Raw genomic sequence first — 13,814 nt, forward strand, 5'->3', positions numbered from 1 at the left:
AAGAGTCGAATGGCCCCGTCTACTCGGGTGCCGAAAGTATTTGCCGATCCCGATGTTAATTCGGGACGGAACCGGGAACACACATGGGTCAAATCACCCTCAATTTGCGGGAAGAGACGATCGATTCGCTGAAACGCGATTTCGAGTCGTTCATTCGTCTGTCGCTCAAATTCGATCCGCAGTTCATCACGCCGTCGTTCGAGGATTTCCTGCGCGCGAAGCTGCTCGACAATCCAACGCCGCTCACCGAGCAGGCCGTGCAGCGCATGCTGCAAAACGGCCAGTACGCGTGGGCAAAACGCGCGCTCGACAAGGAATTTCCGGAGGTCGTGGAGATTCTGATCGGTCAGGCGGCGGAACACGGTTTCAGTTTTGCGGTGCGGTCCGACTGGAAGGCTGAGGATCTGGTGAAGGCATCGCGAGCGTGGGCGACGGCGATCGTGACGGAGGCGAAGGGCGACGAGTCGCAGATAGATGCGTTGGCGGCGCAGATGAAGGCGGCGGCGATGGACATTACCGAGGTCGAGGCGAAGATGCAGACGCCGGCGTGGCGGCTTGCGGATTCGTTGCGGCAGCGCGTCTACGAGACGAAGATCGCGGTCGAGCATAGTGTGGGATCGAATGCGCGGGAGAAGCTGGGCGAATTGCGATGTTTGTTGCGTCTGGGCATCTTCCACGGTTCGATCCAGAAGCAGGAAGCGCAGCAAGTGCTGGAATATTTGCGCTCGCTGAAGCCGGATTTGTTCATAGAAGAACCCTACGACGGCTTCACGCGCTTCGCGTCCTGGCTCCGCGCGATCTTCGCGCCCCCGGCGCGAACGCCGAAACCATCGCGCGCGCAGCGATAAAGAAAGAGAAGCAAACGGCACAAGCGCCAGGCCCGGAAAGCCCCAACGTCCGAGCGCAGCGAGGATGGAACTGACAGGCGCTGTGCCAATTCGAATAACTGCGCGATATCCGAATCGGCTTGCGCGCCTATCCGCGAAATTATGAGTGGTGGACACTTGGGCGGATAAGCTGCTTTCTTTGGTTACTTTCTTTGGTTACTTTCTTTGCAGCTAGCCAAAGAAAGTGACTGCCGCCCCGCACAGGGGCATCGCTAATAGATCAAAAAGAAAGCAAGTTTCCCGGCAGCGCAAAAAGACAGTCACTCCCACATCTTCTTAAGCCGCGCAGCGATATCGACCTTGGCCCGCGCGGCAGCAGCAAGCCCCGAAGCAGTAGGCGGCCCGCCGCGCAAAACAACAGGCCAAGCGGCAGCATCAAACCGCGCCAAAAGCTCCGCAGGAATAAACCGCGTCCGCGAAGCCCAAACATGCCGATCCCCGAGATGCGCCTGATTGTGCACATAAAACCGCTGCGGCGTAACGATGTGCAGATCCTCCTTGGCGCGCGTCATCGCGACATATAAAAGCCGCCGTTCCTCGTCGATCTCAGCTTCGCTACCGGTCCCGAGATCCGAAGGAATACACCCATCGACGCCATTCATCACGAACACATTGCGCCACTCTTGCCCCTTGGCCGAATGGATGGTCGAGAGAATCAAATAATCCTCGTCGATCAACGGAACACCGGATTCATCACTCGTGGCATCGGGCGGATCGAGCGTGAGTTCGGTCAGAAACCGCTCGCGCGTCGGGTAAGTGGACGCGATGCTTTCCATCTGCAGCACGTCGCCGTGGCGGATCGCGGCGTCTTCGTGATTGCGCTCCAGGTGCGGCTCGTACCAGCGCCGGATCATCTCGAATTCAGCGGGCCAGCCGCTCTCGCGGCCGCACACTTTCGCCATCATCGCGACGAACTGCGGCCAGTCCTCGCTCGCGCGCGCCGGCGCGGCAAATCCGGCGAGCGCGCGCGCAGTGTCTCCCGCCGCGACCTGATCGAGCACGCGGCCCGCGATCGCCGGCCCGACGCCCGGCAGCAGTTGCACGACACGAAACCCGGCCACGCGATCCCGCGGATTTTCCGCCCAGCGCAGCACCGCGAGCACGTCTTTGACGTGCACCGAGTCCAGAAACTTCAGGCCGCCGAACTTCACGAAAGGAATATTGCGCCGCGTCAGTTCAATCTCGAGCGCCGCGCTGTGATGCGCGGTGCGAAACAGCACGGCTTGCGACTTGAGCGTCATGCCGCCCTCGCGCGCTTCGAGCACCTGCTCGACGATATAGCGCGCCTGATCGGCTTCATCGGCGACGGTGACGATGCGCGGCTTCTGCGCCGACGCCTTGTCGGTCCACAAATTCTTCGTGAACCGCTCGGCGGCCAGTCCGATCACCGCGTTCGACGCTTCCAGAATGGGCTGCGTCGACCGGTAGTTGCGTTCTAGCGTCACGCATCGCGCGGGGGGATCGAAGTGAGCCGGGAAATCGAGAATGTTGCGCACCGTCGCGCCGCGAAACGAGTAGATCGACTGTGCGTCGTCGCCGACCACCGTCAGGCCGCGCCCGTCCGGTTTCATCGCGAGCAGGATGGACGCCTGCAGACGGTTGGTGTCCTGATATTCATCCACGAGAACGTGGTCGAAACGGTTCGACAAGTCCGCCGCGATCTCGGGCTCGGCGGCGAGATGCGACCAGTAGAGCAGCAGATCGTCGTAATCGAGCACGCTTTGCGCCTGTTTTGCGTTCACGTAAGCGGCGAACAGCGCGCGAAGATCGGCTTCCCATTCGCGGCACCACGGAAACGCCTGATCGAGCACGGTGGCGAGCGACGCGCCCGTGTTCACCACGCGCGAATAAATCGCAAAACACGTGGATTTGGCCGGAAAACGCTTTTCTTTCGCCGACAACCCGAGTTCGTGCCGCACGAGATTCATCAGATCGGCGGAATCCTCGCGGTCGTTGATGGTGAACGACGGCGACAAGCCGACGAGATCGGCGTAATCGCGCAGCAAACGCGCGCCGATGCCGTGAAACGTGCCCGACCATTGCAGCCCTTGCGCGATCGCGGCCTTCGAGCCGAGCGCGTTGATCGCGATGCGCGTCACGCGGCGCGTCATTTCCTGCGCGGCGCGGCGTGAAAATGTGAGCAGCAAGATGCGATGCGGATCGGCGCCCTTCACCAGCAAATGCGCGACGCGGTGTGCCAACGTGTTGGTCTTGCCCGACCCCGCGCCCGCGATCACGAGCAGCGGCCCGCCGATCCGGTCCGCCTCGTCCGCGCCGAACTCGACGGCCTCGCGCTGGGCATCGTTGAGCTTCGAGAGATAGGGGAAATCGGCGGGAGCGGGTCGGTTGAGCGTCAGCACGGGTGGCTTCGAGGGAAAGGTGACGCACACTGTATATCCATACAACCCGCGTGTGCAAGTCCTTGGCGCGGCAGGCTTTTGGCCCTAAAAACGAAACGGCCCGCACGGGCGAACCGGGCGGGCAATCGGCGTTCGTTTTGCAGCGTTCAAGCGGACTGCAACGGCTTACTGGGCTTTCTTCGCGTTCTTCAGATTCGCATCGGCGGCGGCTTCGTTCGCTTCCGATTGCGATTCGGTCTTCTTCTTGTCGGCCTTAGCCTGGGCGACGTCGGCGTCCTTGTCGGCTTGCGCCTGCTTCTTCGCGGCCTTCTTGTCGGCGTGCGTCATCGGCGCGGCGGTGCTCGACGATTGTGCGAACGCAGCGCCCGCGGCCGTGGCGAATACGCCGGCCAGAAGCAACGCGCTGAGTTTTTTGCTGGTCGATGTCATGTTGGTGCTCTTCTATTCGAGTGTTATTGGCATGCTGCACGGGTTGCTGCACGGGTTGCTGCACGGGTTGCTGCACGGGTTGCTGCACGGCAAGCTGGACGAAGCTCCATGCCTCGTCCAGAGACGGCTATCAATGTTCCAGCGTCGGGTGATCCGGGCCGTTCGGCTCGGCAGCCTTCAGTTCGGCGGTCGCGGCTTGCTTGTCGGCCTTGCGGTTGATCTTGGCGTTGCTCAGTTCTTCCTTGTACTGCGCCTTCGCCTGTTTGTTGGCGGCGTTGCGCGCGTCCTTCGAAGCCTTCTTCGATGCCTTGTATTCCGCGTTCGCCTGTGCGTTCGCGTTGCGCTTCTGAACCAGCGGGTCCGTCGGCGCGGGCGCGACCAGGTTCTGCGGCGGCGGCGTCACGCCCGGCGCGCCCTGCACTTGCGCGGACATCTGGCCGGCGTCGGCGCCGGGAGTGGCCGGTGTCTGCGCGAAAGCCGCAGTGGAGATGGCGATAAAAGCAGTGGTGCCCAACAGCAGGTTTCGAACTTGAGTCATCTGTAGTTCCTTTTCCGGTTTGTCTTTGATCCGCGAGCGAGCCGCAATTCAACGCGATGCCGTAGTACTTCTAGCGTCTTGCGGGCTGCCCGCCTTCTTCGAGTTGAGAACGACCGGGACTGCATCGATCATAAGGATTGACCCGCCGCTCGCCTGTCAGTTCGCGAAAACCAGTCATTGTTACCGAAGGTTTCATTTCCTGACATTTGGGAAAATCAAAGTTCACGCAAGCGGCAGTGCGCCGTCGGTACAGCACGGCGCATGCCCGCGTGGCTTATCATGGCGATCTTGCGGCGCGATGCGCGGGATTCGTCCAGTGTCCGCCGCCGCTTCGGGCATCCGCCCGCGCGCCTTCCTGACCCCCAAGAAAACTCCGCCATGCCGCAACTCGAATTCGCCCTGACCGGCGACTACGTCGAACTTCACAATCTGCTGAAACTGATGGGCCTCGCCGACAGCGGCGGCTCGGCCAAGGCGCGCGTCGCAATGGGCGACGTGAAAGTCGACGGCCGCGTCGAATTGCGCAAGACGTGCAAGATCCGCGCGGGCCAGACCGTGATGCTCGATGGATCGAAGATCAAGGTGCTCAAGCCGGCTTGAGCCTCGGTCAGCGATCGCGCGGGCGCATCGGGCAGAGATTCGCCATCGGTGGTAACGTCCCTCAACCGTCGACGCCCGGCCGCTGTTGCGCCGCTTCGGCGGCGTTTGCATCCTCTCGTATCGTTAGATTCAGCCCCGAAGTTCGTTTCAGGCGCGCCGCCCTACAGCCGCTCGCGCCCTCTCGTTTTTCCCTTGCTGGCAAACCGGCGCTCCTCGCCCGAGCGCTCACTCGTCCAGCAAGCCAATCACGCTCAATGCCCCAAAAGGAGCCTCTCCATGTTCAAGACGCTAGGTTATTCCGCCGAATCCGCCGACGCGCCGCTCGGCCCGTACTCGTTCGATCGCCGCGACACTGGCGCGCATGACGTTCGCATCGACATTCTGTATTGCGGCGTCTGTCACTCGGACCTGCACACGGCGCGCAACGAATGGCAGAACGCGGTGTATCCGGTCGTGCCGGGTCACGAGATCGTCGGCCGGGTGGTCGAAGTCGGCGCGGAAGTGACGAAGTTCAAGGTCGGCCAGCTCGCGGGCGTCGGCTGCATGGTCGATTCGTGCCGCACGTGCGCCAGTTGCAAGGAAGGCCTCGAACAATATTGCGAAGGTCCGGAAGGCTTTGTCGGCACGTACAACGCGCCGGACAAGCACACCGGCAAAATGACGATGGGCGGCTATTCGAAGTCGATCGTCGTCGATGAAGCCTTTACGCTTCAAATTCCCGAGAACCTCGAACTCGCCGCCGTCGCGCCGCTGTTGTGCGCGGGCATCACGACGTATTCGCCGCTGCGCCACTGGAACGTGCAGCCGGGGCAGAAAGTCGGGATCGTCGGGCTGGGCGGCCTCGGCCACATGGGCGTGAAGCTCGCGGCGGCGTTCGGCGCGCATGTCGTGCTGTTCACGACGTCGCCGAGCAAGATCGAGGACGGCAAGCGTCTCGGCGCGCACGAAGTGGTGGTGTCGAAGGACGCGGACCAGATGGCGCAGCACGCGAACAGCTTCGATTACATCCTGAACACGGTCGCGGCGTCGCACAACCTCGACCAGTTCGTCACGCTGCTCAAGCGCGACGGCACGATGACGCTGGTCGGCGCGCCCGAGCATCCGCATCCGTCGCCGCAGATCTTCCCGTTCATCTTCAAGCGCCGGTCGCTGGCCGGTTCGCTGATCGGCGGGATCGCGGAAACGCAGGAAATGCTCGACTTCTGCGGCAAGCACGGCATTACGTCTGACATCGAGATTATCCCGATGGACCAGATCAACACGGCCTACGAGCGCATGCTGAAGAGCGACGTGAAGTACCGTTTCGTCATCGACATGGCGACGCTCAAGCAATAAGCTAGTCGTCTTTCGTTCCAATTTCGGTTTCATTTCAGTTGCTGGAACGAGCGGGCGGTGCGGAACCTGAAACGGTTTCCCGCACCGCCCGTTGCTTTTGCTCCACGCGTTCCGCGCTTTTATTCCAGTCCGAAAACGCGGCGGCTGCACGGGTATCCTTTCCGGCGCGCCCGCCTCTCAACCGAATTCATCATGCAATCCGGCTTTATCCGTCCGGCCAACGCGCCGCCAAGCTTGACCCGCCACGCCGTCGATACCGCGCGGCTCGCCGCCCCGCTCGCCATCGCCCAGCTTTCGCAAATGGCGATGGGCGTGACCGACACCATCCTGCTCGGCTCGCTCGGCCCCGATGCGCTCGCGGCGGGCGGTCTCGGCGCGAACCTGTTCTTCGTCGTCGTGACGCTGCTGCAGGGCGTGCTGACCTCGGTGAGCGTGTCCGTGTCGCATGCGCGCGGCGCGAATGCCGAACATCGCGTGCCGCATATCTACTGGACCGGGTTGCTGCTGTCCGTGCTGCTCGCGGTGCCCGCCTTCGCGCTCCTGAGCTACGCCGAAGCCATCCTGCTCGCGTTCAACGAGCCCGCGACGCTCGCGAGGAATGTCGGCGAATACTGCGCGGTGCTGCGCTGGGGCGCGCCGGGAAGCCTGATCGGCATCGGGATGATGCGCGCGTTCCTGCCCGCGATCGGCGCGGCGAAGCGGCTGTTGTGGGTGTCGATTGCGGGCGTGTTCGTGAACGGTTTCCTGAACTACGGGCTGATCCACGGGGCTTACGGGCTGCCGCGCATCGGCTTTCTCGGCTCGGCGGCGGCCACGTCGATCACCGTCTGGCTCACGGCGTTCGCGCTCGTCGCGTTCTTGCATCTGCGGCCGCGCTACCGGCATTTCGTCACCGCAGCACGCGTGCAGATGCCGCTCATGGGCGAACTGTTCGGCATCGGCTGGCCGGTCGCCATCACCTACGGCGTCGAATCGACGCTCTAACTCGCCACCGGCATGACGGTCGGCCTGCTCGGCGAAGCGCCGCTCGCGGCGCATCAGATCGCGCTGAACGTGGCGTCGGTGGCGTTCATGGTGCCGCTCGCGATCGGCCAGGCGGCGAACGTGCGGGTCGGGTACTGGATCGGCGCGGGCGCCCCGCTGGCCGCGCGCCACGCGGGTTTCGTCGCGATCGCGCTGGGCGTCGCGTTCATGATGCTGTCGGGCACGGTGCTGGTGGTGGCGCCGCACTGGATCGTCGGGCTGTATCTCACGCTCGACGACCCCGCGAACGCGCAGACCGTCGCGCTCGCCACGTCGCTTTTGGGCGTCGCGGCGGTGTTTCAGATCGTCGATGGCATGCAGACGGTCGGTTCCGGCTGCCTGCGCGGTCTGAAGGACACCCGCATTCCGATGCTCGCCGCGACCTTCGGCTACTGGGGAATCGGTTTTCCGACCGGCTATCTGCTTGCGTTTCACTTCGAGGCGGGCACGAAGGGCCTGTGGTGGGGGCTGGCGGCGGGGCTCGCGAGCGTCGCCGCGCTGATGACGCTGCGTTTTCATCGCTTAAGCCGGCGGATCGTCGAGCGGGGCGTGCTGGCGGCCGAGCGCGACGCGAAAGCGGGTGGCACCGCGCCGCGCCATCCGGCCTAGCGTTCAGCCGAAGATCACGCGCATAAGCAAAGCACGCATCGTTGGTTGGCCGCGCGTGCGGCCGTTGCTAGGATTGAGCCGTCTCCTTGAGACTCCAGTGACAGGGGTATTCAGCCCGCTCCCAGAGCGGGCTTTTTTTCGTCCGCTTTCGGCTCGGCAATGTGGCGAAAGGCGCGCTTGTGACGTGCCTATTGCGCGACCCAATCCCAAATCCCCTAAAATCTCCCATGGATACTGGTTCCAAGCACGATCCTTGCTAATGCGAGATCCTGGCGCCCGCGCGATCCTCGCGGCGGGCCATGGAACAGTCACCTTGAGGATTCGACGTGTCGGAAAGCAGGTTTTTTTCAGCAACACACGCATTCACGCCTCTCTTGATTCAGTCCCGCCGCACGCTTGGCTTAGCGGCCGCCGCGCTTGCCGCGGTGCTGCTCAGCGCCTGCGCCACGCGCCCGCCCGCTACCGCTTTCGACCGCCCCGTCACGCACGCTTTGCCCGCCGCCACGCAGACGGCGCTCGGCGACGCCCTCGCGCCGCTCGAACACGCGCATCCGGGCCAGTCGGGCATCTTGCTGCTGCCGACCGGCACCGACGCGCTGCAAGCCCGCGTCGCGCTCGCCCGCGCCGCCACGAAGACGCTCGACATGCAGTACTACATCGCCGAGGAGGACAACACCGGCAAGCTGCTGCTCGGCGCGGCGCTTTACGCGGCGGATCGCGGCGTGCGGGTCCGGATGCTCGTGGACGATCTGAACTTCAAGGACATCGACCGCATCATGGCCGCGCTGAACACGCATCCGAATATCGAGATTCGCGTGTTCAATCCGTTCGGCAGCGCGACCCGCAGTTTCTCGGAGCGCACGACGAATCTCTTCACGAAGATCGACGGCTTCACGCGGCGCATGCACAACAAGGCGATGATCGCGGATAACCAGATTGCGATCGTCGGCGGCCGCAACCTCGGCGATTCGTATTTCAGCGCGAGCGCGACGCTCCAGTTCCGCGATCTCGATGCGTTCGCCGCGGGCCCGGTCACGCAAAAGATCTCCGCGAGCTTCGACGATTACTGGAACAGCGGCATCGCGTATCCGCTGCGCGCGCTGAACAAGCAAAATTTCGATCCCGCCGATCTCGACGCCACCCGCGACGACCTGCGCCAGCACTGGCGCTCGCAGGCGGACGCGCTGAACGCCCGGCCGCTGAACGCCACGCCGCTCGCCCAGCAGATCGCCCGCGACGAACTCGGGCTCGTCTGGGCGCGCACGGAGTTCGAAGTGGATTCGCCGTCGAAGATCGAGCATCCGGACCCGGACTACAAAAGCCCGCCGATGGAGCGCCTCCGCGAACTCGTGAGCAACGCGCAGAGCGAGTTCCTGGTGCTGTCGCCGTATTTCGTGCCGCACGACGTCGGCGTGAAGGCGCTCGGCGATCTCACCGCGCGCCGCGTGCGGGTGGCCGTGCTGACCAATTCGCTCGCCGCGACCGACGCGGTCGCCGTGCAGGCGGGCTACGCGCCGTATCGCGAGCCGCTTTTGCGCGAAGGCGTCGAACTGTACGAATTCAAGCCGGTGCAGGCCGAAGGCGACAGCGCGCCGCGCGCCGGGCTGTTCGGCTCGAAGTCGCGCGCGAGCCTGCACGCCAAGGCGTATGTCGTGGATCGCAGTATCCTCGTGATCGGCTCGATGAATCTCGATCCGCGTTCGGCCGATCTGAACACCGAACTCGCGCTCGTGGTCTACAGCAAGCCGATCGCCGATCAAGCCGCCAAGCTGTTCGACCGCAGCGTGCAGCCGGCGTCGAGTTATCGCGTCGAGCTCGCCTCGCCCGCCGAACTCGCGTCGTTGCGCGCGACCGGCTCGCCGATGTCGCCGCTCGTCTGGACGACCGAGGAGAACAACGCGACGGTTACCTACAATTTCGATCCGAACGCCGGTCTCTACCGCAACGCGATGACCGGACTTTTCATGATGCTGCCCGTGGACCAGCAGCTATAACGAATGACACGCGGCGCGTGCCGCCCTGCGAACCTGAAGGAGTGATGAAGCCATGACCGACGATGTGACCGACGATACCAAAGGCGACGTTCGACTCGAAAAGGACACGTTCGGCGAAATTGCCGTTCCTAACGCGAAGTTGTGGGGCGCACAGACCCAGCGCTCGCTGCAGAATTTCAAGATTTCGAGCGAAAAACAGTCGCCGGAACTGATTCACGCGCTCGCCGTGGTGAAGCGCGCCGCCGCCGAGGTGAACGCCGACCTGAAAGTGCTTGCCGACGACAAGGCGCGCGCGATCATCGCCGCCGCCGACGAAATCATCGCGGGCAAGCATCCGGACGAGTTCCCGCTCGCCGTCTGGCAGACCGGTTCCGGCACGCAGACCAACATGAACCTGAACGAGGTGATCGCGAACCGGGCGAGCGAACTGATGGGCGGCGAGCGCGGCGAAGCGCGCCAAGTCCATCCGAACGACGACGTGAATCGCGGGCAATCGTCGAACGACGTGTTTCCGACCGCGATGCATATCGCCGCTGCTTACGCCATCGTCAAGCATCTGGTGCCGTCGTTGAAGACGCTGCGCGCAACGCTCGACCAGAAAGCCAAGTCGTTCGCCGATATCGTGAAAATTGGCCGCACGCACTTGCAGGACGCGACGCCGCTCACGCTCGGCCAGGAGTTCTCCGGCTACGTCGCGCAACTCGATCAGGGCATCCGCCACGTCGAGGCGACGCTGCCGCATCTTTATCAACTGGCGCTCGGCGGCACGGCGGTCGGCACGGGCCTGAACGCGCATCCGGAATTCGCGGTGAAGGTGGCAAGCGCGATCGGCCGCCTGACCGGCCTGCCGTTCGAAACGGCGCCGAACAAGTTCGAGGTGATGGCCGCCGCCGATGCGCTCGTCGCCGCGCACGGCGCGCTGAAAACCATCGCGGCGGGGCTGATGAAGATCACCAACGACATCCGCTGGCTCGCGAGCGGCCCGCGCTGCGGTCTTGGCGAATTGTCGATTCCCGAAAACGAGCCGGGCAGTTCGATCATGCCGGGCAAGGTCAATCCGACCCAGTCCGAAGCCGTGACGATGCTCTGCTGCCAGGTGTTCGGCAACGATGTCGCGGTGAACTTCGGCGGCGCGAGCGGCAATTTCGAACTGAACGTGTTCCGCCCGATGATCGCGCACAACGTGCTCCAGTCCGTGCGCCTGTTGGCCGACGGCGCGCAGAGCTTCAACGATAACTGCGCGGTCGGGATCGAGCCGAACGAGAGCCGGATCGAGAGTTTGCTGAATGAATCGCTGATGCTGGTGACAGCGCTCAATCCGCATATCGGCTACGACAAGGCCGCGAAAATCGCGAAAAAGGCGCACAAGGAAGGCACGACGCTGAAGGCGTCGGCGCTGGCGCTCGGCTACGTGACCGAGCAGCAGTTCGACGAGTGGGTGAAACCAGATGAGATGGTCGGCGCGCGCTGAATCAGCACCGCAAATCATGGCTTAGAACGCATGACTTAGAAACGAAGAAGCGCGGCCCAGAGCCGCGCTTCTTTTTTGCTGCCGTTACCGCTCGATCAACCCGCGCTTATTCGACGGTAGCCCACAGCCCGTGCGATTTCGCATTCGCGACGAGCAGCGCGCCCGAATCCGCGAGGATCTTGCGTAGCGCGGCCGGGATATCCTCGGGCGCCGGCGGCTCGCCGCCCACGCGCAGCACGAGTCCGGTACGCACGAGCGCGGCCTGAACCCGTTCGACGATCGTGTCGGTGTCGTTCTTCTTTCCCGCGCTGCCCTGCATCGCGGCCATCACCAGCTGGTCGAGCAAGCCGACCGGCACGCCGCCGGCCATGCGCGGCGACGCCAGCGCGTCCCAGCCCTCGCCCAACTCCGCGCGGCTCAGCAACACGGCGTTCAGACGCTCGGCTGCGTCGGCCGGTTGCGTTTCGCCGTAGCGGATCAACGTTTCGCCCGCCGCGATCGAGAAACGCACGAGTTGCATGATCGCGTTGATGTCGTTGTTCGCCGCCAGTTGCGGCGCGTTCAGCACCTGATCGAGGGTGAGTTCCCCGGGCGCCGCGCGAAGGAGATCGTACAGCGGCCGGTGCGCGTCTTCGCTCCGGTCGATCGTGGCATGTTCCAGTTGAACGCTCGCGCGATACTGCGCGCCGGCGACCGGCCACAGATAAACGTGTTTCGCTTCCTCACGCAGACGCGCGTCGGTCAGCGTGGCCTTGCCGCGCACGAAGACATCCGAGCGGAACCCGCGATTACAGAAGAAATCGCGCACTTCCTCGGCGAAAACCGGGTCCCCGATCGACGCGACAAGTTCCGCCTGCTCGCCCGTCAGCCACGCGACCGGCGCCATCTGGACAAAGCGCGCGCTGCCCGCGTAGGTCAGCTTGGCGTCGGCGAGTTCGGCGGCGATATCGGTGAAATGGAACGGCGTCCATTGCTCGTGCATGTATTCGTGCACGAGATAACGCTGATCCGCGTCGGCAAAGGTGTTCACGCGCGCTTTCGAATCCGGATTTCGCTCGAAATGGAACGCCGTCTGCGCGACCAGCTTCTGAGCGAACGCCGCTGCGCCCGCCCACTGTTCATTGCGATGCTTCGCGTGCGCCGTGAGAAGGCGCTGCAACGGCATGACTTGCGCACACGACGCCATGGCGTTATAGCTGAGTTGCACCACGCCGCCCGGCTTCAGATATCGCGCGAGAAAACGCACGATCTGACCGCGCGTTTCGGCCGAAATCCACGAGACGATGCCGTGAAGTGTCACGAAATCGAACATCGGGAGAGCGGCTTCGCCATCGGCCAACTGGCCGAAGCTGTGTTCGAGCAGAGTGAGATTGCCAAGCTTCGCTTCGTCGCGAACGGACGATGCCGCCATCACATGCAGCGGGTTGAAATCGCAGGCGTAGAAGTCGCCCTCGGGATGCGTGGCGGCGAGAATCAGCGAGGTGAGACCCTGGCCGAAACCCAGTTCGCAATAGGTGAACTTGCCGCCGGCCGGCGGCGCGACGCGCTGCATCACGAGGCAGGCCTTCAGCCAGGTCGGGCTTTGTTCCTGATAAAAGCCCGTCGTGTATGCAACCGAATTGTTGTATCCCGCAGCCCAGCTCATGCATTTCTCCTTCATCGAGGTTCGTGGCTCTCGCGCCGCCTTGGAGCGCCCGCGAAACGAGGACGGACTATGCCCGCCAACCCTTGCCCGATAAATGAGAAATCTCTGATTTAACCAATGACGGTCTTACCTCAGACCTTGCCCGCGGCCACTTCCTCCGGCTTCAACTCGACGATTGCGTCGAGCGCGTCCTTGACGTCCATCGCGTATTTCGCGAGACGCTTCTGCTCGTCGGTGACGGGGACGAACGGCGGCACCGGCACCGGCTGCCCGATTTCATCGACGGCGACGAACACGACGAGGCAATCCGTCGTCTGCTGCAATTCGGCGCGCTTCGGGTCGCCGGCGTGCACGGAAATATGCAGATGCATGCTGGTGCGGCCCGTCGCGACGACACGCGCGCGCAACTCGACCACGTTGCCGACGAGAATCGGCCGCCGAAAGCGGATATTGCCGACGCTCACCGTCACGCAATAGCGGCCCGACCACATCGCGGCGCACGCGTAGCCGGTTTCGTCGATCCATTTCATCAAGGCGCCGCCGTGTACCTTGCCGCCGAAATTCACGGAGGTCGGCTCGGCGAGAAAGCGGAAGGTGGTTTCGGAGCGGTCGGCAACCGAGGCGGTGGCGGGCGGAGTCGGGATCGGCGTGTTCATGGGGGGCGACCGGTGAATCCGGCTTTATCGGGATGGAAACGCGGATTATACGAGCGCACAAATCCGCTGGCTGCGCGGACTAGCTGCGCGGCGGACTATTTCCGCAGCGTGATGCCTTCGTCGACCGTGCCGTACATCGTGATGCTGCCCGATCCCGCGCCAGACGGCGACGCGCCAGACGGCGACGCGCCCGACGACGATGCGCCGCCCGCGCACGCGGCGCAGCCCAGAACCACGGCGAGCGCGGCAATTACAATTTTGAACATG

Annotated in this window: 11 protein-coding genes and 1 pseudogene; 6 read left to right on the forward strand and 6 right to left on the reverse strand. The window is 63.7% G+C overall.

Annotated elements, in window-relative coordinates; all coding sequences use genetic code 11:
* Positions 1–83: 83 nt before the first annotated feature.
* The gene (locus tag AC3D25_RS11515) at positions 84–848 is read left to right on the forward strand and encodes a DUF4088 family protein (protein WP_488888521.1); all 765 of its coding nucleotides are present in this window, start codon (positions 84–86) and stop codon (positions 846–848) included.
* 299 nt (positions 849–1,147) lie between these two features.
* Here the strand turns inward: AC3D25_RS11515 and AC3D25_RS11520 are convergent, their stop codons facing one another.
* The 3 genes from AC3D25_RS11520 to AC3D25_RS11530 all read right to left on the reverse strand — a co-directional run bounded on the left by AC3D25_RS11520 (position 1,148) and on the right by AC3D25_RS11530 (position 4,214).
* The gene (locus tag AC3D25_RS11520; RefSeq protein WP_488888522.1) at positions 1,148–3,247 is read right to left on the reverse strand and encodes an ATP-dependent helicase; all 2,100 of its coding nucleotides are present in this window, start codon (positions 3,245–3,247) and stop codon (positions 1,148–1,150) included.
* Between the two features lie 165 nt (positions 3,248–3,412).
* Positions 3,413–3,676 carry a hypothetical protein gene (locus tag AC3D25_RS11525; RefSeq protein ID WP_488888523.1) on the reverse strand — a complete coding sequence of 88 codons (264 nt, stop codon included), beginning with the start codon at positions 3,674–3,676 and terminating at the stop codon, positions 3,413–3,415.
* A 130-nt stretch (positions 3,677–3,806) separates the two neighbouring features.
* Positions 3,807–4,214 carry a hypothetical protein gene (locus AC3D25_RS11530; RefSeq protein ID WP_488888524.1) on the reverse strand — a complete coding sequence of 136 codons (408 nt, stop codon included), beginning with the start codon at positions 4,212–4,214 and terminating at the stop codon, positions 3,807–3,809.
* Between the two features lie 378 nt (positions 4,215–4,592).
* Between AC3D25_RS11530 and AC3D25_RS11535 the strand changes: the two genes are divergently transcribed.
* The 5 genes and pseudogenes from AC3D25_RS11535 to fumC all read left to right on the forward strand — a co-directional run bounded on the left by AC3D25_RS11535 (position 4,593) and on the right by fumC (position 11,246).
* Entirely contained in the window at positions 4,593–4,814 is a 222-nt protein-coding gene (locus AC3D25_RS11535; protein WP_488889670.1) for an RNA-binding S4 domain-containing protein, read from the forward strand.
* Between the two features lie 276 nt (positions 4,815–5,090).
* On the forward strand, positions 5,091–6,149 hold the full coding sequence (locus tag AC3D25_RS11540; RefSeq protein WP_488888525.1) for an NAD(P)-dependent alcohol dehydrogenase: 1,059 nt from the start codon (positions 5,091–5,093) through the stop codon (positions 6,147–6,149).
* Between the two features lie 189 nt (positions 6,150–6,338).
* Positions 6,339–7,781, forward strand: a pseudogene (locus tag AC3D25_RS11545) (MATE family efflux transporter).
* A gap of 374 nt (positions 7,782–8,155) precedes the next feature.
* Positions 8,156–9,775 carry a phospholipase D family protein gene (locus AC3D25_RS11550; protein ID WP_488888526.1) on the forward strand — a complete coding sequence of 540 codons (1,620 nt, stop codon included), beginning with the start codon at positions 8,156–8,158 and terminating at the stop codon, positions 9,773–9,775.
* 52 nt (positions 9,776–9,827) lie between these two features.
* A complete protein-coding gene (gene fumC, locus AC3D25_RS11555) occupies positions 9,828–11,246 on the forward strand; it encodes a class II fumarate hydratase (RefSeq protein ID WP_488888527.1) in 1,419 nt (472 codons plus the stop codon).
* A 106-nt stretch (positions 11,247–11,352) separates the two neighbouring features.
* Here the strand turns inward: fumC and AC3D25_RS11560 are convergent, their stop codons facing one another.
* The 3 genes from AC3D25_RS11560 to AC3D25_RS11570 all read right to left on the reverse strand — a co-directional run bounded on the left by AC3D25_RS11560 (position 11,353) and on the right by AC3D25_RS11570 (position 13,813).
* A complete protein-coding gene (locus tag AC3D25_RS11560) occupies positions 11,353–12,891 on the reverse strand; it encodes a methyltransferase regulatory domain-containing protein (RefSeq protein ID WP_488888528.1) in 1,539 nt (512 codons plus the stop codon).
* A 131-nt stretch (positions 12,892–13,022) separates the two neighbouring features.
* Entirely contained in the window at positions 13,023–13,547 is a 525-nt protein-coding gene (locus AC3D25_RS11565) for an acyl-CoA thioesterase (RefSeq protein WP_488888529.1), read from the reverse strand.
* A gap of 95 nt (positions 13,548–13,642) precedes the next feature.
* Complete coding sequence (locus AC3D25_RS11570; RefSeq protein ID WP_488888530.1) at positions 13,643–13,813, reverse strand: hypothetical protein; 171 nt, start codon at positions 13,811–13,813, stop codon at positions 13,643–13,645.
* Position 13,814 lies beyond the last annotated feature (1 nt).

Source organism: Caballeronia sp. SL1002 (genome assembly GCF_057814995.1).